The 25,610-nt window shown below is 29.0% G+C and carries 18 protein-coding genes; 9 read left to right on the top strand and 9 right to left on the bottom strand.

The window, feature by feature from the left end:
* The first annotated feature begins 28 nt into the window (after positions 1 to 28).
* The 7 genes from IPP08_08495 (at position 29) to IPP08_08525 (ending at position 12,025) form a co-directional block, all read left to right on the top strand.
* The gene (locus IPP08_08495; protein QQS65812.1) at positions 29 to 2,113 is read left to right on the top strand and encodes a tetratricopeptide repeat protein; all 2,085 of its coding nucleotides are present in this window, start codon (positions 29 to 31) and stop codon (positions 2,111 to 2,113) included.
* Entirely contained in the window at positions 2,110 to 3,957 is a 1,848-nt protein-coding gene (locus IPP08_08500) for a tetratricopeptide repeat protein (GenBank protein QQS65813.1), read from the top strand. The genes IPP08_08495 and IPP08_08500 overlap by 4 nt, the downstream gene beginning before the upstream one ends.
* A complete protein-coding gene (locus IPP08_08505; protein ID QQS65814.1) occupies positions 3,954 to 5,915 on the top strand; it encodes a tetratricopeptide repeat protein in 1,962 nt (653 codons plus the stop codon). The genes IPP08_08500 and IPP08_08505 overlap by 4 nt, the downstream gene beginning before the upstream one ends.
* Positions 5,916 to 6,099: 184 nt before the next feature.
* A complete protein-coding gene (locus IPP08_08510) occupies positions 6,100 to 6,642 on the top strand; it encodes an ATP-binding protein (protein QQS65815.1) in 543 nt (180 codons plus the stop codon).
* 161 nt (positions 6,643 to 6,803) lie between these two features.
* Positions 6,804 to 7,970: a DUF2236 domain-containing protein gene (locus IPP08_08515; protein ID QQS65816.1), complete on the top strand. Its 1,167-nt coding sequence runs from the start codon at positions 6,804 to 6,806 to the stop codon at positions 7,968 to 7,970.
* 41 nt (positions 7,971 to 8,011) lie between these two features.
* The gene (locus IPP08_08520) at positions 8,012 to 10,150 is read left to right on the top strand and encodes an adenylate/guanylate cyclase domain-containing protein (protein QQS65817.1); all 2,139 of its coding nucleotides are present in this window, start codon (positions 8,012 to 8,014) and stop codon (positions 10,148 to 10,150) included.
* A 114-nt stretch (positions 10,151 to 10,264) separates the two neighbouring features.
* Complete coding sequence (locus IPP08_08525) at positions 10,265 to 12,025, top strand: tetratricopeptide repeat protein (GenBank protein QQS65818.1); 1,761 nt, start codon at positions 10,265 to 10,267, stop codon at positions 12,023 to 12,025.
* 198 nt (positions 12,026 to 12,223) lie between these two features.
* On the opposite strand, the gene IPP08_08530 is transcribed toward IPP08_08525, so the two are convergent.
* From IPP08_08530 to IPP08_08570, 9 genes are all read right to left on the bottom strand, one after another.
* Positions 12,224 to 13,873: an ATP-binding cassette domain-containing protein gene (locus tag IPP08_08530; GenBank protein ID QQS65819.1), complete on the bottom strand. Its 1,650-nt coding sequence runs from the start codon at positions 13,871 to 13,873 to the stop codon at positions 12,224 to 12,226.
* A 189-nt stretch (positions 13,874 to 14,062) separates the two neighbouring features.
* Positions 14,063 to 14,587: a CopD family protein gene (locus IPP08_08535; protein ID QQS65820.1), complete on the bottom strand. Its 525-nt coding sequence runs from the start codon at positions 14,585 to 14,587 to the stop codon at positions 14,063 to 14,065.
* A gap of 136 nt (positions 14,588 to 14,723) precedes the next feature.
* Complete coding sequence (locus IPP08_08540) at positions 14,724 to 15,254, bottom strand: T9SS type A sorting domain-containing protein (protein QQS65821.1); 531 nt, start codon at positions 15,252 to 15,254, stop codon at positions 14,724 to 14,726.
* A gap of 24 nt (positions 15,255 to 15,278) precedes the next feature.
* A complete protein-coding gene (locus IPP08_08545; GenBank protein ID QQS65822.1) occupies positions 15,279 to 15,746 on the bottom strand; it encodes a hypothetical protein in 468 nt (155 codons plus the stop codon).
* A gap of 325 nt (positions 15,747 to 16,071) precedes the next feature.
* Positions 16,072 to 16,389: a hypothetical protein gene (locus tag IPP08_08550; GenBank protein QQS65823.1), complete on the bottom strand. Its 318-nt coding sequence runs from the start codon at positions 16,387 to 16,389 to the stop codon at positions 16,072 to 16,074.
* Between the two features lie 145 nt (positions 16,390 to 16,534).
* The gene (locus tag IPP08_08555) at positions 16,535 to 18,451 is read right to left on the bottom strand and encodes a hypothetical protein (protein ID QQS65824.1); all 1,917 of its coding nucleotides are present in this window, start codon (positions 18,449 to 18,451) and stop codon (positions 16,535 to 16,537) included.
* A 37-nt stretch (positions 18,452 to 18,488) separates the two neighbouring features.
* Positions 18,489 to 18,695 carry a zinc ribbon domain-containing protein gene (locus tag IPP08_08560; GenBank protein ID QQS65825.1) on the bottom strand — a complete coding sequence of 69 codons (207 nt, stop codon included), beginning with the start codon at positions 18,693 to 18,695 and terminating at the stop codon, positions 18,489 to 18,491.
* A 163-nt stretch (positions 18,696 to 18,858) separates the two neighbouring features.
* Entirely contained in the window at positions 18,859 to 19,386 is a 528-nt protein-coding gene (locus IPP08_08565) for a T9SS type A sorting domain-containing protein (protein QQS65826.1), read from the bottom strand.
* 19 nt (positions 19,387 to 19,405) lie between these two features.
* Complete coding sequence (locus tag IPP08_08570) at positions 19,406 to 21,022, bottom strand: hypothetical protein (GenBank protein QQS65827.1); 1,617 nt, start codon at positions 21,020 to 21,022, stop codon at positions 19,406 to 19,408.
* Positions 21,023 to 21,244: 222 nt separating this feature from the next.
* Between IPP08_08570 and IPP08_08575 the strand changes: the two genes are divergently transcribed.
* Both IPP08_08575 and IPP08_08580 read left to right on the top strand, forming a co-directional pair.
* Entirely contained in the window at positions 21,245 to 24,538 is a 3,294-nt protein-coding gene (locus IPP08_08575) for an ATP-binding protein (protein QQS65828.1), read from the top strand.
* A 126-nt stretch (positions 24,539 to 24,664) separates the two neighbouring features.
* The gene (locus IPP08_08580) at positions 24,665 to 25,609 is read left to right on the top strand and encodes an iron ABC transporter permease (GenBank protein QQS65829.1); all 945 of its coding nucleotides are present in this window, start codon (positions 24,665 to 24,667) and stop codon (positions 25,607 to 25,609) included.
* Position 25,610: the final 1 nt, after the last annotated feature.

The raw sequence follows: 25,610 nt of genomic DNA on the forward strand, positions 1-25,610 counted from the left end.
TTCTTAAAACTTATTTCTTAATTATTTCATGAACATTGAAGAGCTAACTAAACTAATTGAAGAGGCTGAAGAGCTTAACAATAAAGGCAACTCTGTTGAAGCTGAATCATTAATTAATAAATTACTAAATGAAAAAATATTAGACCAAGATTTACTTTTAAAATCTAAAGCTCTATTAATATTATCTCATACTTTATGGCAACAAGGAAAAGTAAAAGAATCATTGTCAATTGCTAAGCAGTCATTAAAATACTCTATTACTTCAAATACTGATAATTCAATCCTTGCAAATAAAGCAGAAGCTAAAGCTTTGAATACGATTGGAGTTTTATATGATTCTCTCTCAAATTACCCTAAAGCCCAGGAGTTTTATTGCCGTGCTCTATTATTGTATGAAGATATTCGGGATAAACGTGGTATTGCAATAGTTGCTATGAATATAGGGAATGTTCATCTGAATCTATCTGAAATCCCAAAAGCTCTCGAGTATTATAACCGTTCACTTTCATTACATGAAGAAATTGGTAATAAATTGGGTGTGGCAGATGCTACTTCTGGTATTGGGATTGTTTATTTCAATCTTTCTGAATTTTCAAAGGCTCATGAGTTTTTTAACAGTTCTCTTACTCTTTACAAAGAAATTGGTAATAAATTAGGTGTAGCAAATGTTACTTGTTTTATAGGGAATGTTTATTACAATTTTTCTGACTTTACAAAAGCTCTTGAATATTATAGACTTGCACTTAATTTACAAGAAGAAATTGGTAATAAATTTGGATTGGCAAATGTTATTGGCAGCATTGGTAATATTTATGGCGATCTTTCTGACCACTCAAAAGCTATTGAATATCAAAATCGTGCTCTTTCTTTGCATGAAGAAATTGGAGATGTAACAGGAGTAGCAAGAGTAACTATGAACATTGGGTTTATTTATTCGGAACTTTCTGATTTTCATAAGGCACTTGAGTATTATATTCGTGCTCTTTCTATGCAAGAAGAAATTGGTAACAAAAATTTAATTGCAGCTGATATAGGGCATATAGGTAATATTTACTATAATCTTTCAAACTACTCAAAAGCTCTTGAGTATTATGAACGTGCTCTGGCATTACATGAAGAATTTGGGGATAAAAAATTTGTGGCAGTTGTCACTTGTTACATAGGGGAACTATATACAAATCAATCTTTTGAAAATTACAACCCTGTTAAAGCTGAAGAATATCTTCTTAAGGCTGCTAAATTAAATTCTAAAATTGGAACTAAAGATGCTTTGTATAAAAACTACAAATCTATTTCACAATTATATGAAACTCTTTTTAGATGGGAGGAAGCACTAAACTATTTTAAATTATTTCATGAGCTTGAAAAAGAAGTTCTTTCAGAAGAGACTAAGAAAAAAGCCGAACTATTTGATATTCAACGCAAACAAGCTGACATTGACAAACAATTAGCAGTTGAACGAGCTAAACATGAGGCTACCGAGACTTTACTTCATAATGTTTTACCTATCTCTATTGCCAATAGAATCATTAATGGTGAAAATTTAATTGCTGAAAAACTCTCCAATGTTTCTGTTCTATTTGCTGATATTGTTAACTTCACTAAGCTCTCTCAATCTATCTCGCCTGAACAACTTGTGGATGGACTTGATAGAATTTTCACTGCTTTTGATTTGCTTGCCGATAAATACAACCTTGAGAAAATTAAAACTATTGGGGATGCTTATATGGTTGTGGCTGGTGCTCCCTTGCCTCGTAATGATCATGCTCAAGCCATGGCGAACATGGCTATTGATATGATTGAGGCTATGAAACAATTTACTTCAATTACTACTGGTGAACCTATTCAAATCAGAATTGGCATTCATTCTGGTGAAGTTGTGGCTGGAGTCATTGGCAAAAAGAAATTTGCTTATGACTTGTGGGGTGATGCCGTTAACACTGCAAGCCGCATGGAAAGCCATGGTGAGCCAAACCAAATACATATCTCTCAAGATTTTTACAACGAACTAATTTCTTCTAATTTATTTTCAATAGATAATTTTATAGACAGAGGCAAAATGGAGATAAAGGGCAAAGGAGTTCTTAAAACTTATTTCTTAATTAAATCATGAACATTGAAGAGCTAACTAAACTAATTGAAGAGGCTGAAGAGCTTAACAATAAAGGCAACTTTGTTGAAGCTGAATCATTAATTAATAAATTACTAGTTGAAAAAATATTAGACCAAGATTTACTTTTAAAATCTAAAGCTCTATTAATATTATCTACTACTTTATGGCGACAAGGTAAGTTTACAGAATCATTACCTATTGCTGAAAAATCATTAGAGTGTTCTATTAGTACAAAAGCTACTAATGCAATTACATCAACTAAATATGAAGCTAAAGCTTTGAATTTGATTGGTGTAATATACAATTCATTATCTGACTACCATAATGCACTCGACAATCTTAACAATGCACTTTATTTACTTGAAGAGTTAAAAGATAAAAGTGGGGTAGCATTTGCTAATTGTTACATCGGTATTGTATATCATACACTTTCTGATTTCAAAAAAGCACTAGAATTTTATTTTAGTTCACTTTCAAAGTATGAAGAAATTTCTAATAAAAATGGTATTGCATTTATCATTGGTAATATTGGTTGTGTTTATGGTTCACTTTCTGACTACCAAAAAGCACTCGAATATTTTAATCTTGCTCTTGCTTTGCACGAAGAGATTGATGATAAACGTGGGGTAGCAACTGTTACTAAAAACATTGGATTTATGTATTTTAAATTGTCAAACTTTTTAAAAGCTATCGAGTTTTACGATCGTTCAATTGCAATATATTTGGATATTGGTGATAAAAATGGAGTGGCAAGTGTTTATAGTGAAATTGGACATGTATTTTACAATTTACAAGATTACACAAAAGCTCAAGAATATTTTAATCATGCACTTACATTATCTGAAGAGATAGGTGATATAAAAGTCGAAGCTATTGTTATTAGTTATATCGGAGCTCTTCGTTCTGATCCATTATTTGAGGATGGTTTAAATTATGACAAAGCTGAAGAATATCTTCTTAAGGCTGCTAAATTAAATTCTAAAATTGGAATTAAAGAAGCTTTGTATAATAACTATAAATCTCTTTCACAATTATATGAAACTCTTTTTAGATGGGATGAAGCTCTAACATATTTTAAATTATTTCATGAGCTTGAAAAAGAAGTTCTATCAGAAGAGACTAAGAAAAAAGCCGAACTATTTGATATTCAACGCAAGCAAGCAGATATTGACAAACAATTAGCCATTGAACGAGCTAAACATGAGGCTACCGAGACTTTACTTCATAATGTTTTACCTATCTCTATTGCCAATAGAATCATTAATGGTGAAAATCTGATTGCTGAAAAACTCTCCAATGTTTCTGTTCTCTTTGCTGATATTGTCAACTTCACTAAGCTCTCTCAATCTATCACGCCTGAACAACTTGTGGATGGACTTGATAGAATTTTCACTGCTTTTGATTTGCTTGCCGATAAATATAATCTTGAGAAAATAAAAACTATTGGGGATGCTTATATGGTCGTGGCTGGTGCTCCACTACCTCGTAATGATCATGCTCAAGCCATGGCGAACATGGCTATTGATATGATTGAGGCTATGAAACAATTTACTTCAATTACTACTGGTGAACCTATTCAAATCAGAATTGGCATTCATTCTGGTGAAGTTGTGGCTGGAGTCATTGGCAAAAAGAAATTTGCTTATGACTTGTGGGGTGATGCCGTTAACACTGCAAGCCGCATGGAAAGCCATGGTGAGCCAAACCAAATACATATCTCTCAAGATTTTTACAACGAACTAATTTCTTCTAATTTATTTTCAATAGATAATTTTATTGATAGAGGCAAAATGGAGATAAAAGGCAAAGGAGTTCTTAAAACTTATTTCTTAATTAAATCATGAACATTGAAGAGCTAACTAAACTAATTGAAGAGGCTGAAGAGCTTAACAATAAAGGCAACTTTGTTGAAGCTGAAAAAAGCTTACATTCAATACTGTTAACTATGAAATTGAGCCCTAACTTAATGTTGAAATCAAGAGCACTAGTAGCACTTTCAGCATCCTTATGGCGACAAGGTAAACCAACAGAATCTTTACCTATAGCATTGAATTCACTTGAATTAATTGCGATTGCCAAATTAGAACAATCAGTTATTTCAACAGAAACTGAAGCTAAATCTTTGGCAAATATCGGTAGAGTTTACACATGCTTAAGTGATTATCAGAATGCACAAGATTATTATAACCAGTCTATGGAAATGAGTGTAGAACTTGGTTTGAGTGAAAATATTGCAAAAGTTTCAGGTGATTTAGGGATAGTTTTTTCAAACATTTCCAACTACCAGAAATCTCTTGAATACTTTAATCAAGCTCTTGAAATATACGAAGAATTGGACTTAACAGATAATATTCCCAAAATTTATGGAACAATAGGACATGTTTACAACAGACTATCAGACAACCATAAAGCACTAGAATATTTTAATCTAGCACTTGAGTTAAGCGAAAAGCTTGATTTGAAAAACAATATAGCATTTGTTACTGGTAATATTGGTAATGTTTGCTTTGATCTAGGCGATTACAAAAAGGCTATTGAGTATTATAATAGGTCATTTGAATTAAGTAAACAACTTGGTATAAAACATGATGAAGCTAGTTTACCATTATATATTGGGAATGTTTACAATAAACTCACTAACTATTCAAAAGCCCTAGAATATTATAACTTAGCATTTGAATTAAGTGAAAAATTAGGATTAAAAATTAATTTAGCATTTATTACATTAAATATTGGAAATGTTTATAATCACCTATTTGACTACTCTAAGTCTTTAGAGTATTATAACCGTTCATTTGAATTAAGTGGTGAATTAGGTTTAAGTGCTAATAAAGCAGTGATCACTGGAAATATTGGGTCAATATTTGGCAATCCTGAATTTGAAGGTTTCAATGTTTTAAAAGCTGAAGAGTATCTTCTAAATGCAATTAATTTAAATAAAGAAATTGGCATCAAACTAAATTTATATGAAAATCATAAAGTACTTTCAGATCTTTATAAACTTATAAATAGATGGGAAGATTTTGCAGTTCATTTTGTTCAGTTTCATGATATTGAAAAAGAAGTTGTTTCAGAAGAAGCTAAGAAACAAGCTGAATTGATGGATTACAGACGTAAAATTGAAGAATCTGAACGAGATAGACAAGTAAAAATTGCTCGGTTTCAAGAACGAGAGAAAATACTTGATAATATTCTTCCTACACAAATCACTGAACGATTAATAAAGGGTGAACAACCTATTGCTGATCGTGCCGAAAATGTTTCTATTTTCTTTTCTGATATTGTTGGATTTACATCACTTTCTCAAACTATTACCGCAAACGAATTAGTAACAGGTTTGAATTCATTATTTATCAAATTTGATTTACTAGCAAAAGAATATGGTCTTGAAAAGATTAAAACTATTGGTGATGCTTATATGGCTGTTTGTGGTGTACCAGTATCAGTTAGTGATCATGCTGTTAGGATGGCAAGATTTGCACTTGGTATTCAGAAATTATTTGCTGGTGGAGTTTATATCAACGGTCATAATGTAAAAATTAGAATTGGATTACATTGTGGTGAAGTAGTGGCTGGTGTTATTGGAGAGCAAAAATTTGCATATGACTTGTGGGGTGATGCCGTTAACACTGCAAGCCGCATGGAAAGCCATGGTGAGCCTAACCAAATACATATCTCTCAAGATTTTTACAACGAGCTTATTTCTACTAATTTATTCTCAATTGATAATTTTATTGATAGAGGCAAAATGGAAATCAAAGGCAAAGGAGTTCTTAAAACTTATTTCTTAATTAAATCATGAAAAAATTAAAATTAAAATAAATGTTTAAGAATAATATAAACCAAGCTCATATATCAACAGCAGTATTAGTTGCTTTTTAAAAAATTATCCTGTTCAAGAATTATCTGTTTCATCCGATAACATACTTACTTGTAACATTGATAATTGTTCACAAATTCAAATAGATAGGTTTAAAGTTGATTTAATGTTCTTTGATTCGAATCCAATATTACCATTAGAAAATCTTTGTTCGCATTTAGAAACGTACCAACCTCAAAATGATTCACAAGCAGTAATGTTAAATTATGCAAACAAATTGATTTTGCTAGAAGATAATTTTAAAGGTGCTGGGCTTTTTATATGGGGTGAAGCGGGAATTGGTAAAAGTCATATTGCTGTTGGAATAGCTAAAAAATTTATGTTAAAAGGATTAACTCATATTTTTCAATTTGCAGATAGATTTAATTTTCAAACAATTTTAGATTTAAAACCTACACAAGTTTGGGTAATTGATGACTTAAATAATGGGTATGGATTAATTTCTCAATTGTTTAAAAAAGTTGTATTAAACGCTCATGAACTTGGTGGTAGAGTATTCATAACAAGCAAAAAGAATTATGATGAGTTGTTAAAAGAAATGATTGTTGGTGATGGAAATGCCAACAGAATTAGATATGATGATAGAACTAATGGTATGTTTAAAATTTTAAATGTTACTGGAAACAGTTATCGTCAGACTAATGCTTGATATAATGATTAATAAAATAATCTAAAAATATTATTTTTTCAATTGATGATTAACATATATAAGAGATAATTTTTAACATTTACTTTTTATTAAAAATCCTTTTATATTAAAAAAAATAGTATTTTAAATTTAGTTTAGAGTTTAAAAATCAAATCATTAACATGAATTATAATTTCATGGATAACACTTTTTGGCAAACACAAAGGATGATTGCAGATCCTTTAGCTGATGAATTAGTTGATGAACTAATGACAAGTGGTGAGTACTTAAATTCCAGAGATTTAATGGGGAAACTAATGAAGAATAATGATTTGGTTTCTTTTAAAGCCTCAAATTCAATCCCAATTCCTATCCACAAATTTTTAATTGAAACAAGCAACTTACCTATCTGGTTGGATATAAATAAGATTAAAATTGCACAACGAGTAGGTACAAATTACAATATTGAAGGTGCTTTTGTTCTGTTATTCAAATCATTACCAATGTGTTATTGCATGGCTAAAGGTGCAAAAGTATTACATACAACTGGAAGATTATTAGCAGATAAAGAATCATTTGACATCAATAAAGATAGCACAACAACATTTTTGCATAGAGTTATGATGAGTTTACAATTTGTAGAAGATGTAGCTCAATTTGATGGTTTTAATGAATCTGGATCTGCTATTGTGACAACTCAAAAGGTGAGATTAGTGCATTCATCGATCAGAAACTTTATAAAAGAAAAAATTCCAAATTGGAATAATGAAGAACTTGGAGTTCCAATTAATCAAGAAGATTTATTATTTACATTAACAACATTTTCAGTTGGAATGATTCAAGGATTAAGCATTATGGGAATTAAGCTAACTGATGAAGAGAAGGAAAGTTATATGCATTTATGGCGAGTGATTGGTTATATTTTAGGTATTTCAGAGGAGCTACTTCCTAAGAATTATCAAGAAGGAATTAATTTTCAATCAGGAATAATAGATAGAGAAGCTACTTATTCTAAAGAAGGAAACGACTTAATGACATCTGTTGTAAATTTGATTGAATTTATACTTCCTGGTAATGTTTCAAATATTTTTGTTGTAAACTTAGTTCATCATTTTATTGGTGATAAAATATGTAATTGTGTTGGAATTGAACCAACTTCAAACACAGTAAAATTTCGAGTCAAATTAATTAGAAAATTCTTTATTATTATTGCTAAGCTCGAAGAAAATAACACATTTATTGGAAAATTTGTAAGGTATATAGTTAACAAAGTTGTTAAGTATGTAATTAATAAATTAAATGGGAATAAAGAAATTATGTTCAGACCACCAATAGATTTAGTAGGTTAAGAGAACTAATTAATTATATCATTACTTAAATCAAAAATTGAATGTGGCTAAACACTGATTACTATTCTACACTAGAGTTAACTTTAACTTTAACTGGTAGCATTCTTTGGGTAGCTGTTTATGTTTTCATTATCATTGATGCAAATAAAAACAGATACATGGAAATGCCTTTAATAGCAATTGCTGGAAACATTGCATGGGAAGCAATTTATAGTTGGGCATTTGATGGATATATTAATCTTGGATTATTTTTAAAAATTGGTTATAGAGCTTGGTTTTTTTTAGATATTTATATAGTAATTTTAGCACTAAGGTATAGTTACAAACAGTTTGATAGTGATTTGATTAGAAATAATATCAAATCATTTTTTGCCATTTTATTCATATTTTATTTCATACTAATTTGGGCTTGCGGTATATCTGAAATTGATAATCTTCCAATCCATAGTAATGGATCTGTTAGATTAGGAGGTGTATCTGCTTACGTTTTGAATATTGTAATTTCATTTAGTTATATTTATTTGTTTTTAAGAAATAGATCAAAAGTTCCTTTCAATAAAATTTCTGCTTGGTTGAAATTTTTAGGAACATTATGTTTTAGTATATTTTTTTTGTTAGTTGATTCTAAAAATTACATGCTCTTATCAATGGCAGGAATAGTAGTTGTTCTAGATGTTACATACCTTTTTCTTTTATCAAAATACCCAGCAGTTAAAAACTTAAAAAGCATTGGTGGCAAACCAGTGTTCACACTCAACCCTAACTTTGAGATTTTATGGGAGAAATATCCTGAGTTAAGATCATATTATAAAATGTGTGGAATTACTTTAAGAGAGTTAACCTTTGAACATTGGTCATTTGTAAATAAAACAGGAAAATTCCATTCTAATTACACTGTATTAGAAGGTGATATAATTAGGCAAGTTGCAACTGGTTCAGCATACGGAGATGACGTGTATAATACAAATAAGGTTCTTCGAGATATAGTAAAGGAATTAGATTTAGAATACAAAAAAATTTATTTATTTAATGACTCCTCAAAAATGAATGATGGAGATTTAGATTCTAGAAAAGAAACAATTGTTCTTTTCAGTGATCCAATATTTTCTAAAATTGAAATGTATTTAACTTCTTCAAGGTTTGTAAGAGCTTCATTGGATATTTCTGTTCCAATCAACCCATCAATAATGAATAAATGGAATGTTTTTACTGATGTTGAATCATGTTTTATTTCTCTTATGAGAACATTTGTACCATTAATACATGCATCACATAACATCAATGATAAACCTAATTTTTTAAATATAAATAATTTTAATACAATAAGATTAAAACAAATTTACCAGGTGTTATCTAAAATTGCGGATAGTGAATTAAGCACTATAGAGGCTATAGTTATCCCAGAGAATGACCCATACGAAGAAGTTTTTGATGCATTAAATCTTGTTATGGATGATAAAAAACGTCAAGTAAATAAATTAGAAATTGCAAATAATATTCTTGCAGAAAATAATATTGAAATTAAAAATGAGCATAATAGAAGTGAAAAATTGTTATTGAATATACTTCCTGAAGTAATTGCAAATCGTTTAAAAAATGGTGAAGTAAATATTGCAGATAAATATGAGAATGTAGCAATTCTGTTTACTGATATTGTAAATTTTACGGAGTTTTCAACAACTGTTACTGCTCAAGAATTAGTAAATTCACTCGATTCAATTTTTTCATTGTTTGATACATTAACTGACAAATATCATTTAGAAAAAATTAAAACTATTGGTGATTCTTATATGGTGGCTTGTGGTTTGCCTATTGTTTCAAATGATTATGCAATTAATATGGCTCACTTTGCTTTAGAAATGAACGATTTAATCGAGATTTTTAAAACATCAAATGGTTATAATTTTAAAATGAGAATTGGAATACATTCAGGTGAAGTAGTTGCTGGTATTATAGGAAAAAATAAATTTTCGTATGATTTATGGGGTGATGCAGTGAATACTGCGTCAAGAATGGAATCTAACGGAGAACCAGGAAAAATCCATATCTCAGAAGATTATTATAATCAACTTATTGTATCTGGACAATTTAACTCAAGTAATTTTATTTACAGAGGTGAATTAGAAATTAAAGGTAAAGGGTTAATGAAAACTTACTTTTTACAATCAAAAATTGTTTAAATTAAAAATTGATTTTTCAAATTCTTTTTCTTATTAAATTTAATTATTTATTTTTAATTTTATTGATTTAGTTATATAAATTATAGTTTATTATAATTATGTTAAATTTTTTAATTGAAAAATATTTTGAATATAAATGCTCAACTAGAATTAGTATCTGATTTTATAAAAGTTAAAAAATTTAGAGAAGCAAAATTAATTTGCAATAAAATTGTATCAAATAAAATTCCATTAAAATTATCTGAACAAGATAATTTGGAATTTGATAATCAGTTTGCTAATACATATAGATATTTAGGATTTATTTATGAAAATGAAAATAATTTGCTTAAGTCAATAGAATTTTACAGTAATTCTTTAGAAATTTTCACAAAATTAAATGATATAGAAAAGACTGCCTTTGTACTAAGTCATTTAGGAGGAAACTATTTTACTATATCAAATTATAAACTTTCTTTAGAATTTTACAAAAAAGCTTTAAATGTTTACGAAGAATTAGGGAATAACATAGAAATGGCTAGAATAATAGGCAGAATTGGTGTTATATATGGTCAAATAAATGATTCAAAAAAGTGTATTGAATATTTAACAAAAGCTTTAAAAATTACACAAGAAGCTGGATACAAACCAGGTGAAGCAGCATGGTTAAGTGGGTTAGGAAACATATATAGTATCAATAATGATTTTAAACAATCGTTGGAGTATTTTCAAAAAGCTTTAAAAATAAATTATAAACTTGGTGATAATGGCAATATTGCTGGGAATAAAAGTAACATTGGTTTAATTTATTTACGACAATATAATTTAGATAAAGCTTTAAAATATTTTTCAGAAGCTTTAATTATTTCCAAAACTGGAGATAATTTAATCTTTACTTCAATAATATTAAGGAATCTTAGTGAAATATATTCAGACCCTAAATTTCCTAATTTTGATTATAATATTGCAGAATCTCAGTTGTTAGAAGCTATCAAATTGAGTAATAAAGTAGGATCAAAATTTTACCTTTCAAAAAACTACCTCCAGTTATCATTAATATATGAGAAACAACAAAAGTGGGAACAATCACTCAAATTTATTAAAAAACATATTTTACTTCAAAATGAAATAAAATTTGAAGAAATAAAAAAACAAGCTGATATTTTTGATCATCAACTGAAATTACAAGAAAAAGATAAAATTAGAGCTATTGAAAATTCGAAATTTCTTGAGAGAGAAAATATACTTAATAATATACTTCCAACTGATATAACTACTCGATTAATAAATAAAGAAAACCCAATCGCTGATAAATTTGAATCAGTTTCTATAATATTTATAGATATTGTTCATTTCACAGAATTATCAAGACAAGTTTCTCCAGATCAATTAATTTTTATATTAAATTATATTTTTACTAAATTTGATACAATTTTCGATGAATTTGGTTTAGAAAAAATAAAGACAATTGGTGACGCATACATGGCAGTTAGTGGAGCACCAATAGTTAATAATGAACATGTTGAAAGTGCTGCAAATGCTGCACTAAAAATAATTGATTGTATTAAGAATTTAAAAATCAAAATCCCATCTAAACTTAAAGATCCAAACTGGAATATAAAATTAAAAGATATTCAAGTTCGAATTGGTATTCATTGTGGTAGTGCTATAGCGGGTGTGATAGGTAACAAAAAATTCTTGTATGATTTGTGGGGTGATTCTGTGAATACTGCTTCTAGAATGGAAAGTCATGGCGAACCAGGGAAAATTCATATCTCAGAAGAATTTTATAATCAACTTATTAAATCTGAACAATTCAACTCAAGTAGTTTTATTTACAGAGGTGAATTAGAAATTAAAGGTAAAGGGTTAATGAAAACTTACTTTTTACAATAGCTTAAGTTTTTAAGATTTTAATTTTTAATGAAATTTATATATTAAATTATAATTTTCTACTTGTTTTTTAATTTGAATAATTCTTATTATAAATTTCAACAATTATGCTTGATGAATTAATAATTTCATTTAACCTTTGCTGGAAATTGATGAAAAAAATCAAGATTAAAAATTAGTTGAAGGAACATTTTAAATATTTTATAAAATGGAAGGAGATTCAACACCATTGTACATATCTTCTCTTAAACCTTTAACTCTTTCGTCTTGTAAATATTCATCAAAAGTAGATAGCCTATCAATTAAACCATTTGGAGTAATTTCAATTATTCTATTTGCAACAGTTTCCATAAAAGTATGATCATGTGAAGTCATGAAAATAACTCCAGGGAAGTTATTACAACTTTCATTAAAACTTTGAATACTCTCTAAATCTAGGTGATTAGTTGGTTGATCTAAAATTATCATATTAGGATTTTGGAGCATCATACGGCTAATCATACACCTCACTTTTTCACCTCCACTTAACACATTTGTTTTTTTGAAAACGTCTTCACCGCTAAACAACATTTTTCCTAAATATCCTCTCATCATTTGTTCATCGGCATCAGTAATGTTAGCAGGAACAAACTCACGAAGCCAATCTATCATTTTAATATCATAACTAAAAAAATTACTATTGTCAATTGGAAGGTAAGCAGTTGTAACAGTTGTGCCCCATTCTATTGAACCAGAATCTTGTTCAGATTTATTGTTTAAAATATCAAACAACACACTTACAGCCAAAGGATCTCTACTAATAAATCCAATTTTATCTTTTTTGTTAACAGTAAAACTAATTTTATTAAACAGAACTCTACCATCAATATTTTTCCCTAAATTTTCTACTGTTAATATTTGATTCCCAACTTCACGAAGAGGTTGAAAAATTATTCCAGGGTATTTTCTGTTTGAAGGTTCAATATCTTCAACAACTAATTTATCTAAAGCTTTTTTACGTGAAGTTGCCTGCTTAGATTTAGATGCATTAGCACTAAACCTAGTAATAAATTCCATTAAATCTTTTCTCTTTTCTTCTACTCTTTTGTTTTTATCAGATTGCTGACGTGCTATAAGTTGTGATGACATATACCAGAATGTATAATTTCCAGTAAATATTTTAATTTTTCCTCTATCAACATCGGCAACATGAGTACAAACTGCATCCAAAAAATGTCGATCATGGCTTACAACCAATACTATATTTTGATAATCTGCTAAAAAATTTTCTAACCAACTTATTGTTTCTATATCCAATCCATTTGTTGGTTCATCCAATAATAATATATCTGGATTTCCAAAAAGTGCTTGAGCTAACAGAACTCTAACTTTTAAATTTGATGGAATATCCTTCATCAAGCTTGAATGGAATTCTTCTTTAACTCCTAGTTCATTTAAAAAAGTTGCAGCATCACTTTCCGCAGTATAGCCGCCCATTTCACCAAACTCACCTTCAAGCTCTCCAGCCCTTATTCCATCAGATTCAGAGAAATCTTCTTTCATATATAATGAATCTTTTTCATTCATTATATCCCACATTTTTTTGTGTCCCATTAACACAGTATTTAAAACAGATGTTTCATCAAATTCGAATTGATTCTGTTTTAAAACAGCCATTCTTTCACCAGGGGAAATATCTACAGTCCCTTTATCAGCCTCTATTTCACCACTTATTATTTTAAGGAATGTAGATTTACCAGCCCCGTTTGCACCGATAACTCCATAACAGCTCCCTTTAACAAATTTCAAATTTACTTCATCAAAAAGTACTCTCTTACCGTAGGCTAGAGTTACATTAATTACACTTATCATTAATTAAATCTAAAATGGTTAACTAAATATTTTTATAAAAAAGTTTGCAAAGATACGGTAGTAATGTAAAAATAGTGTTTAAATATTTATTTTGAAATTTTTTCGTTATTATCAAGTTGAAAATTAAATAAATAATTTGATTGGAATTAAGGATATAATCAGTTTAACTTATTATTGATTTGAGAAACACTATTTTCTAAATTTCTTATAAATTTTTATACCAATCATTAAAATAATTGAAAAAATTATCAGACCTAAAACCCCTTTTATCATACTAATGGTATCTTTTAATGAAACTAAAAAAACGATTGCAACTAATATAATAGTTGCAACTTCATTCCAAATCCTAAGTTGATTAGATGAATATTTAATTATACCTTTTTGTTGTTGAGAAAAAATTAATTGGCAAGTAAAATGATAAAGATACAATAGCAAAACAATACATAACTTTATCCAAAGCCACCTTGGAATTTCTGGATAAAAGGTTAATAATGATAATCCAAAAATCAATGTTAATATTGCAGATGGATAAGTTATTCCATACCACAACCTTTTTTGCATTATAGAGTATTGTTTTTGAAGAATTGTTTTTTCTGGTTCGGATTTTTTGGACGTTTCAGCAAAATATATAAATAACCTAACTATATAAAACAATCCTGCAAACCAAGTTACAATAAAGATTATATGAAGCGCTTTGATATATAAAAAATTCATAATCTATATTTAAAAAATCTTTTAATAATAATCTGTAAAATTAAAAATAAAGATTCACTTTTTAATTTTTAAAGTAAAAAAAAACCTTAGAATAAAATTACTCTAAGGTATTTATGTTTATTCACTATTAAAGTTTTTACTTAATTACAACAAAACTTATTCTTTCGCTTTTTCCACTTGTATATAGTACTACAAAATACTTACCAGATTTTAGCTCATTACTTGATAAATGGACTTTGATTACTCCTAAAGATCTATTACCATCTATCAGAGTTGATACTTCATAACCAATTGAATTAAACAATTTTAGCGAAACATAAGAATCAAGTGGAATATTAAATTCAATGGTAGTATTTGATGTTACTGGATTTGGATAATTTTTAAAGTTCAATTCTTTAGAACTACTTTTCGTTGAATTTTCTTCAACAACTTCAGTTATAGGATTTACAAGGTTGTAAGCACTGTACCAGAATCCCTGATAGTTAACTGAAGGTAACATTTGAGTTACACCAATTGAAGTTTGACAAAAAGTTGCACTAAGTAAAAGTGATCCTACAACCGACCTAGTAGCACCATTCGAGAGTATGCTTATTGGCATTTTTGTTTGAGAATGTAAAACTGTAATTTTTAACATTACACAAACAATGAAAACTATTCTTTTTATCATTTTATTATCAGAATTTTAAAATTATTAATTGCATTTACCACTTGTAATTACTTTTTCTGGAGCTACCCATATATCTTTTGATATTTGAGATTTTTTTTCGGCAATAGGATTTATCAAATCCATTTTTACTTTATATTTACATCCAGATTTTTGACAAGCAGGATCGAAAGTATAAAGGCTATATAAATAAGAATCTAGAGTTGCCGCAAAAAAAGTAAAATCTTTTCCTATTCCAGGAATTGCTAATTCAACTCTTGGGAATTCGAATCCAACTCCTAAACCAACAGCAGGAAATCCAGCACTTAACCCTTCTTTTAATTCCATAGTTGCAGTACAATTGTTTTCTTTAGGTTTAATTTCATCAGTTAAATTTGCACTAAATGAAGAATTAAACTTAACTAAAAATTTCACTTTGCTACTGCTGTTCAATGGTATTTCAGGAATATATCTAATTCTCAAAGTTAAACTTACTTTCAGTGGAATACCTCCCAATAAAATAATCTTTGAAAGTTTGATAGGATTATTTATAAATTTACTTGAGCTGCCAGCGTCAGTACTTATTGCTTGAAACTCAATTTCGCCATTAAGATTATGAATTTCTTGATCTAGATTTACTAATTTTCCATTACTTATTGCAATAGTACCAATAGTTCTAAATTTATTAATATACCCTTGAGCAACTGTTCCTACTTTTCTTTCATTGTTTAAAGCATATTTAAAAAAATTTATTGTAAAATTATTTTTAATTCCCTCAGATTTTAAATTAATTTTTACTTCATAATCTCCAAATCTCCCACTTAAATTAGTACTATCAACTTTAGATAAAGCAGTTTTTCCAAAATAATTTTGTTACTTTAGGTGAAGAAAAATCAAATCCGTAATCCCATTTTACATCAGCATTTTTAATAAAATCTTTAATTAATCCAGAATCAATTTTTACAATAATTTGATTATTTATTTTAGTTACAGATTTAACTATTCCAAATGAATGTCCATAGAAAACTGTATTATCCCCCTGTTTTAAATTTAATAATTCTGTTGCTTCAGGTTTAAAATAATATGTTCCAGATGTATCATAATTAGTTAAAAAGTTAGCAACTACTGAAGAATCAATTACTTTTACATTATCATTCAATTTAACATCAGATCATAATGAATCATTTTTATCTAATTCAAAATTAGTTTCAGTTACATTAGCTTTGTTACAACTTAAAAAAATAATGATTAGAACAAAAAAGTTCAATATATAAAAATGAAAATTCTTCATAAATAATAAATTTTTATTGTTTTATTACAATTACATTAAATAAACAACCTGCTGGAATTAATTGAGTTACATCTTCACTAAATATTGCCCAAGCAGATCCATTCCAATAAATCGAAAATGGTTTTGTTAAATAACCTACACCGAAAGTATAAACTCTATTAAATGTAACTATATCTGTACTAGCCATTCCTGGATATGATAAACTTGTAATATGAGAACCTCCTGCTGCAGTATGTACAAAAGCAGTTTTATTTGCTCCTGAAACTTTAATGTAACCATTACTAAGCTCAAGTGCAGTATTATTTGAACCAGCACAAGCTGCTTTTATTGCTGCACCACTTGAATATGATATTGCTCTAACTGCCTCGCCACTACCATTACCTAAGGCATCAACTGCAACTCCTGTTGCTCCAGACAATAAACCAATACCTCCAGCACCAGCATTATTGTTAATTGCAACAACTGACCCAGCTGATGAAACACCATTCCCACGAAAATCAGCAACATGCCCACCCCCAGAGTTAACGGCATAAATTGTGTTTCCACTTCCAGAGTTTAATCCTGTAATGCAATCATTTGTATTTGCAGCATTATCATTTATAAAGTTTGCTGCTTTTCCTAATGTGCCAGCATAACCAGATACCCCAATTCCAGTAGTTGTAGATCCAAAAACACCTGATCCTATATTAACACTAGTTCCATAAACGCCATTACTTGAATTTGAAGTTCCATAAACACCATAACTAGTTGTTGAAGAACCACGAACTCCAATACCAGCAGTTGCTATACCTTCAACTCCATAAGTTAATGAACCACCCAAATTTTCTCCACGAACACCAGCAGAATACTTAAAGCTCCCAACATCCATAACTCCGTGAATTGCACTTGAACCAGAAGTATTATCAATGTTTGTTAATTTGAATAAGCTACTGTTACTTGTTCCGGAATTTAAATAAGGAAGGGTAAAACCTGAAACATCATTAGCTGGTTCCCAATTACTTGCTCCATTATTCCATTTAAGCACTTGTCCATTTGCAGGTGCAACATTTGCAACTGTTCTTCCTTGAATTTTAGTTATTGTAGGATTTGGATAAGTTCCTGCTAAGTCACCAGATGCTGTTCCATTTGGTGGAAGAGAAGCTGGAATTAATCCAACTCTTAATGTTGGGTTTGGGTAGTTACCTGCTAAATCACCTCCAGCAACAGTTCCATTAGAAATAAAATTAGCTGTAGATGGAATAACACCTGGAGCAAAATCAGTGGCTTGAATAGAACCATCAAGAATTTTAATTGAATTTATCGAATTGTCCGCTACACCAATAGTTGCTGTTGGTCCATTTGGATTTGCAACAGTAATTGAACCATCAATATTTTGAATTCCCTGAATTCCACTTGCCCCTCCGCCACCAGCTGATGAAACTGTAATAACATTACCTGCCTGTGAAACTGTTGTAGAACCTCCACCTTGAATTGTTAAGCCACCAGATAATGAATTAATAGACGAGACAACACCTGTAGCTCCAGGAGCTAAAGAATTTGCTTGATCTGCTGTTGCAGCATGCATAGCATAAGGAGTTGCTGTCATAACAGTTCTTGGAGTCATTTCTGCACCACCATCAACTGAAACAGCTAAAAAATATGCTCTATCAAATTTCAATGAAACAGGAATTGGATTAAATGAACCAATAATCATGTTGAAGATTCCCTTTACAACCAAGACACTTTGAGTTTCTGAAAATACAGATAAACCTCCAATTGAGTTGTCATACATTATAACTTTAAGGTTATGAGTACCATCTGAAATTAATGTTCCGCTAGAATTTGCTAGAACACCTTGGTATGCAAATGTTCTTGGCATTTGAGCTTTCAAGGAGTTTGATAATGTTATACTTGTTAATACAAGTAATAGAAAAGTAGATAGATTTTTCATTTTCATTAATTTGTTAAGTTTAAAGCTTAAAGTATAGTTATTTATTTTTATTATTTTTGATTTTAACACCACAATTAGGACAAAAGTCAAATTCTTTTTGTAATATTATGTGATTACAATTACAACATTTATAATTTAAAACAATTCCACATTTAAAGCAAAATTTATCATCTTGATAAGGGACTGATTTACAATTTGGACAATACTTGATTGTATTTGATTCTTTAACATTAATTAGTTCCATTTTATAAATGTATTATTTTATAATTTAAATGACTTAAGAAATATAACTAATTACCGTTGCAGTAAATTTTTTGAGCGTTGCAGTTTAGTTTGTTCTACTTAGCATAAAAAAACCAACTCTAATAATATTAGAGTTGGTTAAATTTATAAAATTTTATAAAATTTTATTTTACAACTATTACATTAAGTCTTTCTGTAATATTAGAAGTATTTAATAAAGCTATGTATTGTCCATTTTCTAATTCATCTGAAGTTATTTGAACTTTAATTGTTCCTGCTTCCCTATAACCATCAATTAGAGATAAAACTTCTTTCCCTAAAGAATTAAACAATTTTAAATTTACATAAGAATTTGTATTCAAATTAAATTCAATAGTTGTTTGAGAATTAAAAGGATTTGGAAAATTTTTAAATCCAATTTTTGAAGAAGTACTACCAAATGTCTGTTCTTCTTTTACTCCTCCTATACCATCCTTAAAACCAAAAGTATACCAAAACCCTTGATAATTAACTTGAGAACTGTTTTTTACAATACTAATAATTGGCTGACCAACCGTAGCATGAATTCTAACGTTACCATCTTCAGCAAATGTTCCACCAGCACCCATTACAGATTTAGGAATTAGCCACTGAGCATTCAATGAAATAGAGTACATACCCAAAAATATAATCACATAAAATATTTTATTCATAAGGTTGATTATTAAAAGTTTAAGATTTTTGTTTAATAATCAGAACATTAAAACTAATACCAACTGGCATAAATGTTAACGATGCTCCATAAATTCTCCATTCAGATCCGGTCCAAAAAACATTATAGTCACCAACAGGAACGGTTGCACCATTTGGAGTTATAATTAAAATATCAGTTGCATCCATTCCATTATAATTTAATCTAGTTTGATTTGCATTAATATTGATTGGAGATGTTGTATGAATAAAAGCAGTTCTATTAGTTGCTCCAGTTACTTTTAAATATCCATTATTAATTTCAAGAGCTGTTCCTGTAGTTGATGTTCCAGTATAACTTGCCATAACACCAGCACCTCTATTAGTAGAAACACCTCTTACACCAGCTGAATTAGTGTCCCCAGAAACTACATTTCCGAATACACCCCAAACAGGTTTAACAGGAGAAGTCTGATTTCCATAAACACCTACAGATCCACTATCAATAGATCTTGAAGTTCCATATACACCATAAGTAATTGTATTCCAAGAAGTTGCATCTCCTAAAACTGCAGTTGCAGTTTTTCCTCTAGCTTCAGCATTTATACCAAATCCTAAAGTAGTCAATGAATCAATTGCTAAAGCTTTGACACCTAACAATCTACCTTGACCCCAAGCTCCATATCCATTACCAATTGTTATACCTTGAAGAGCATTTTTTGCATTTAGAAGTTGTGATAATTCAAAAGAACCAGCAACTCCATTAGTACTAACACCTCTAACTCCAAAAGAATTGATAGATGTTCCAAAATTACCAGTTGCATCCTGAGAAATTCCTGTTACACCATTTCCACCAGTTGAAGTTCCGTGAACTCCAGTACCAGTAACAGATGTTCCTAAAACACCCCAACCATTACCATTATGAGATCCAAATACGCCACTTCCAGAGGCAGGTGATCCAGTTCCTCTATTTTCACCTCTAACAGCTGCAGCTTGCAATCCTGCAGAAGTGTTATCTAGAACTCCATGAATTGCGTATGCATCCAAACCATTATTAGTATTAGTAACTTTAAATGCTGCATTTGGAGTACTAGTTGAACCAGCATAAGGAAGTACAAATCCAAAGTTACCACCACTTCCAGGAGCAGCAGAATTTGTAATTTTGATATCTGAACCTGTTTGAGTAAAATTGATGCCATTTCCAGCACTTATTGTTAAGTTCCCAGTTAAACCATTCAAACTTTTTACAACAGGAGCATCATCTGATAAATTATCAGCAATTCCTGCATGTAAAGCATAAGGAACTGATGTTAGTGGTGTACGTGGTTGTAATTCAGGTCCACCATCAACTGATACACCTAAAAAATAAGCACGATCAAAAGTTAAACTTGTTGGAATTGGAGTACTTGTCCCAATTATCACGTTAAAAACACCACGAATTACAGGTACAGATTGAATTTCAAAATACAATGGGGTTGTTCCAAATGCACTTGAATAAAGTGTTAATTTTAAAACATGATTTCCATCTGGAAGTAAAGTTCCATTTGGATCTGTCAAAACTCCTTGGTAACTTAATATTCTAGGAATTTGAGCATAAACTCCGCTGTGAATAGTGCATAGAGCTACTATTAGCAAAAGAAATTTAAATGATAATTTCATTAAATGATTAAAAATATATTGATGTAATGTAAAATTTTATAATTATAGAAACTCAAAAAACTTAAATTTATATTGACTAAAAAACTTAAAGTAGTAAAATGTTACAATAACCATCTTATTTAAATATAAGATATTTTAATTATTTTCAATATTAGAAAATACTTTTTAAAAGTTTAGTTTTGCAAAGTTACAAATATTTTTTTCAATGAAAGCAATACTTTTATGAGTTATATAATTGATTTTTTGAATTTTGGTTCTCTTCCTTTTGTAGGTAGGAATTTTTTAACCTCACAAATTATAGGATTTTGGAAGCAGAATTCAGAGTCAAGAACCCTAAGGACTGCATTATTAGAGGGTGAGGCAGGTGTTGGGAAAACTAGATTAATTGAAACTGTAATCCCACAAATAGTAGCACAAAAGGGTATTTGTGTACATATTAAATTATATCCAGAATCAACTGCTTCCCTTTATTTACTCTTAGCTCAAGCACTTGATGAATCCTCTGCGAGAGAAATAATTAAAAGTTCTACTAAGCCATTTTTTAACGAAATTATATCAAATCTTAGAAGAATATCTAGGATTAGAAATACTATTATTTTTATTGAAGATGCCCATTTAATATCAATTGAATCGAAAAGGGATTTAGGTAACTTGCTTGAATCTTTATCTAATGAAGTTATTTCAGTTGTTTTTTTATCAAGACCTGTTGAAATGCCAGTTAGAGATTTGATTGATCTTTATAAAACTGAAGGTTGGTTTGTTAGTGGTTTATCAAAAGAGGATATATATGAAATGTGGAAATTGATTTTCAATTATGAACCTGACCCAAACATTATAGAAATTTTAAATAGAGAGACAAAAGGTAACTCTTTGGCTTTAAAGTCTTCACTTAGAACTTTAGTTAATTCTGATGCAATAACTGAGTTTGATGGAAATTGGATGACTGAATCCTCATTAAATACTATTGAAAGGATTGTTATAAAAAGCACACAATTAGTTGCAGATGCAATGGCATTTAACTTAGATGATGACGAGTTAAATACTGCACTTAAGCTGGCTACATTAGGTGAAGTTTTTTCTATGGAAGCTGCATCATATTTAATAGAAAATTCAGAAATTAATATTAAAAAATTAAAATTCAGAGGGTTAATTGTTGATTCTCACTACTCTGCGAAAATACTATCTGGATGTAAAAAAAGTGAATACCAAGCATTAGCTTTCACCCATTCATTAGTTCATGAAAACTTGTTAAAGAAATCTCTAATTAATGTTGAAAAACTTTGTCAAATTATTTCAGAATCAACCCCTTTATATTCAGTAATTCCTTTTGATTTGTTAAGTAAATTTGAAATTGGGTTTGATGTTTTAGATCCTGATTTAATGAAAAAAACATTCTATTCATTACTAGACTTATCTTATGCAATTGATGAAACAACTGATTGGAAATTAGCACCAAGAATTTTCAAACCTGCTGAAAATTTGTTAGTAAATATATTATCACATTGCGATGAAGAGAATACTAAGATTTTTAAAGCTGAATTTTTAGGTTGTTCTTTAAATTTAATTTCTAGAGAAATGCGTACTGATTCATTTGAAGCAAATGCATTAGTATTTAAGAATTATACATCAGTTTATAAATCTACACGTTTAGCTGCTTTACATATTAAATCACTGATTTTCTATATTGGTAATCAAATTGTTTATAAAGGTGTTTATTCAGATTTAGATCAAAATTGGGAAGCGATTTCAAAAATTGTAAAAGATTATCCTTATGTAAGATATTCTATTGAGTATTTAGATTTTGTACGTGAATTTATAAAGTCTTTTAATCAATATCCATTCTCAAATGTTTCACATATAAAAAGTGCAATTAATGAATATAAAAACTTAATAAAAGATAATAATTTAGAAGATTCATTAAGAATTAAATGGATTGTTGAAGTTGGAAGTAATTTACTTTTATTGCCCATTGAAAATATCGATACATTAAATGAAAGAGAAAAATTTTTAATTGAAATTGATTCAATTCCGGAAAGTAGGAATGCTGATACACAGCTAGCCAAAGCTAGATTCCTTTATTCAACGGGAAATTATTCCCAATCAACAAGCACATTAGCTTTGGTAGCAAATTTAGAAAAAGCTAAAGGTCAAAACATTGGATCTGGGGTTGGAATGATGCTTTTACTAATCTGTAAAGGATTTTTAGGACTTGATTATCAATCTACTTCTGATGGAATTTTCAAGATTCTTGAAATTTCAAATGATTTTAAAAAACCAGTTTTTTATAATTTATTACTATTATTTTTAGTTAGAAATTGGGATCAAAATATATCTCATTTTATTTCAAATTTTTATTACCAAATTGAAGAAGCTCCTATCAAATATAGATTTTATTATGCAGCAGTTACTGATAAAATTGATGAAATTTTAAATTTAATTAAAGATAAAAATCTTGTTGACGATCCTGAATTTTTAGCAATTACTACAATGATTTCTAAAAATGAAATTAGTAATGAAGCTAAAGTAGCATTTGATAATATTCAATCTAAACCAATTTTTTTAAATAAGGATTTTATAGATAAAATTTTACTTTTAAAATTGATGGGTATTTGGGAGAAGAAAAAGAGAAATAATGTAAATTATTTTACTGACAAACTTAAAGAAATATGCATTCAAATTACTGAATGGAGTTTGAAAAGTGGAATACTTCCTGTTATCGAAAATGTTATTACAAACTTTAGCCACTTTTTTGATAAAGATAATTTGAAATTTTATAAAAGCAAAGTGATTGCTTTTAATAAAGAAAGAAATGTTCAAATTAAAATTGAAGATACAAGTTCAGATAAATTAAAGATTTGTTTGTTTGGGACAATATCTGTAACTCACCCTAAAAAAGAAACACATAAACTTCGTGGTGAAAGAATTAGGTATTGTATTGGTGGTATTGTTGCTAATCATTTGATGAAGTTTAAATTAGAATTAGATGAGTTTAACTCCATTGTTACTGGTGAAGATATTCCAGAACTTGGCAAAACTGCTATGCGCACAGTAAGACATAGGTTGCGGGAACTACTAGGTGATGAACCATTAATATTGACTGATGGTGAACCTATGAGATTTAATCTTGAAATTGCTGATGTCGATATTATTGACGCATTTAATTATTTAAAAAATGCAAAAAAAGATCTTAAAAATAATAAGTTAAATAATGCTGCAAATAATTTAATAAAAGTCTATAATTTGATAGATGGTGGGGTTTCTTTTCCTGGATTGTATTCTAATTTTTTTGAATCTTTACGTGAAGATTGGGAAAATTCATTAAGAGAAATTACCAATAATGTTTGTAAATCTCTTTTAGAAGAACAAGACTTTATTCATGCTGAAGCTATATTAGAACAAGCAGTTAAAACATTGATTGGCGATGAAGAACTTTCTTTTTTATATGAGCAAACTTTGATCAAACAAAGTAAAAGTGCTGAAGCAGAAATAGTCATGATGAAAAATGATGATTATTAGAATTTGCTCAAATTTCAAAATACATTTAATTTAACTTTTCATATACTTTCATTTCCTTTAATTTCATAAATAATATTAAATATATTTTACATTCAAATCAATAATTTTAAAATACAATATCCTTTTTTGAAAGGCATTGTCTTGCTTTCATTTGTAGCAATTATCTGTTTGGTAATTGGATCTAATAATGTATTTGTGAATGGTTTGAACAATTTAAACACTCAAATTATATTTGATCTGAGATTACCCAGGATTGTTTTATCAATTAGTATTGGAGCTTCATTAGCTTTTTGTGGAGCTGTTTTTCAAGCACTATTAAGAAACCCATTAGCCGAACCATATATTCTTGGAATTTCAAACGGATGTAGTATAGGTGCAATGATTGGTCTTTATTTAGGTTTGAATACACCATTTGTTTGGCTTTTCTCATTTTTAACTGGTGGATTAGTAATAATTTTAGTGCTGAAAATTGCAAACAAACAAAAAGCCTCAAATAAAAACGAGTCTTTGTTAATTGCTGGAGTTATGATATCAGCTTTAAGTGCTGGGATAATATTTTTATTGCTACATATTTTAGGGAATAATATCAGAAATGCAATTCAATGGATGTTAGGTGATTTGAGCTCAATAGATAAAACAATTGGTTATTTTTCATTTTTACTTTTTATTGTTGTTTCTATTTTCTCAAAGTACATAGGTAATATTTTAAATGCATTTTCTTTGGGTGAAGAAGAAGCTATTACTCTTGGATTAAATACTGTTATTGTTAGAAAATACATTTATATTCTTGTATCTTTAATAATTGGAATTTCAGTTTCTATGTGCGGTGCTATAGGCTTTATTGGTTTAGTTGTACCACATATTGTTAGATATAAATTTGGATCTGATAATAAAATTTTATTACCATTAACAATTATTCTCGGTGGATTATTTTTGTTGATAAGTGACACAATAGCAAGAGTTTTACCAATGTTTTTGGGGCTGAATACTGGGGAACTTCCAGTTGGTGCTGTTACCGCATTAATTGGTGCACCAATTTTTATTTTTTTTTCTAGAAAATCTCATTCATAAA

The organism is Chlorobiota bacterium (assembly GCA_016700335.1).
Classification (GTDB): domain Bacteria; phylum Bacteroidota; class Ignavibacteria; order OLB7; family OLB7.

What these genes read in the sequence shown, in the direction of transcription:
- IPP08_08555 (QQS65824.1), bottom strand. Translation starts at nt 18,451, where the DNA reads ATGAAAAATCTATCTACTTTTCTATTACTTGTATTAACAAGTATAACA.
- IPP08_08575 (QQS65828.1), top strand. Translation starts at nt 21,245, where the DNA reads ATGAGTTATATAATTGATTTTTTGAATTTTGGTTCTCTTCCTTTTGTA.
- IPP08_08540 (QQS65821.1), bottom strand. Translation starts at nt 15,254, where the DNA reads ATGATAAAAAGAATAGTTTTCATTGTTTGTGTAATGTTAAAAATTACA.
- IPP08_08520 (QQS65817.1), top strand. Translation starts at nt 8,012, where the DNA reads ATGTGGCTAAACACTGATTACTATTCTACACTAGAGTTAACTTTAACT.
- IPP08_08495 (QQS65812.1), top strand. Translation starts at nt 29, where the DNA reads ATGAACATTGAAGAGCTAACTAAACTAATTGAAGAGGCTGAAGAGCTT.
- IPP08_08505 (QQS65814.1), top strand. Translation starts at nt 3,954, where the DNA reads ATGAACATTGAAGAGCTAACTAAACTAATTGAAGAGGCTGAAGAGCTT.
- IPP08_08530 (QQS65819.1), bottom strand. Translation starts at nt 13,873, where the DNA reads ATGATAAGTGTAATTAATGTAACTCTAGCCTACGGTAAGAGAGTACTT.
- IPP08_08560 (QQS65825.1), bottom strand. Translation starts at nt 18,695, where the DNA reads ATGGAACTAATTAATGTTAAAGAATCAAATACAATCAAGTATTGTCCA.
- IPP08_08510 (QQS65815.1), top strand. Translation starts at nt 6,100, where the DNA reads ATGTTCTTTGATTCGAATCCAATATTACCATTAGAAAATCTTTGTTCG.
- IPP08_08570 (QQS65827.1), bottom strand. Translation starts at nt 21,022, where the DNA reads ATGAAATTATCATTTAAATTTCTTTTGCTAATAGTAGCTCTATGCACT.
- IPP08_08515 (QQS65816.1), top strand. Translation starts at nt 6,804, where the DNA reads ATGAATTATAATTTCATGGATAACACTTTTTGGCAAACACAAAGGATG.
- IPP08_08535 (QQS65820.1), bottom strand. Translation starts at nt 14,587, where the DNA reads ATGAATTTTTTATATATCAAAGCGCTTCATATAATCTTTATTGTAACT.
- IPP08_08500 (QQS65813.1), top strand. Translation starts at nt 2,110, where the DNA reads ATGAACATTGAAGAGCTAACTAAACTAATTGAAGAGGCTGAAGAGCTT.
- IPP08_08565 (QQS65826.1), bottom strand. Translation starts at nt 19,386, where the DNA reads ATGAATAAAATATTTTATGTGATTATATTTTTGGGTATGTACTCTATT.